Source organism: Mesorhizobium sp. M2E.F.Ca.ET.209.01.1.1, from assembly GCF_004010375.2.
Classification (GTDB): Bacteria; Pseudomonadota; Alphaproteobacteria; order Rhizobiales; family Rhizobiaceae; genus Mesorhizobium.
In genome coordinates this window covers 1-391 of record NZ_SADP02000330.1, presented here as the reverse complement: position 1 = coordinate 391, position 391 = coordinate 1, and the positions used below count along the sequence as shown (strand labels likewise).

Sequence of the window (391 nt, the reverse complement as noted above, 5' to 3'; positions counted from 1 at the left end):
CAACGGAGGGGCAGGCCCGATGCCGGTCCTGGCCTTCACCCTGGCCGCTGGCGTCGTCATAGCGTTGCTTGGCCGTTTTAAGGAAAAGGAATTCTCACGCTCGATCTAGGCGGCTCGGCGCCGGGGGCATCGAGAGGAGGCGGCGCCGAGCCTAACCGGTGGGACACAAGGTTGTGATGATATGAGCATCCCGCCGGCTACGGGCGGTTATGCTCTTCCTGAAATAGATCCGAAGCATCCGAACGAACGAAAATAAGAGGCATCCTTGCGCGACCACGAACTGACCGAGCGGCCCGGCAAGGGCTGGACGCTGCCCGGCCGCGCCATGGCGTCCATGACTGCCCGAAACACGGTCTGTGCGTTGAAGACCGGATCGGCGAAGCCGCCGTTG

1 pseudogene is annotated in these 391 nt (G+C 63.2%); it reads right to left on the bottom strand.

Annotation, left to right across the window (positions count from 1 at the left end):
* Positions 1-297: 297 nt before the first annotated feature.
* A pseudogene (locus EN852_RS43405) lies at positions 298-391 on the bottom strand (phosphonate C-P lyase system protein PhnH); the annotation flags it as partial.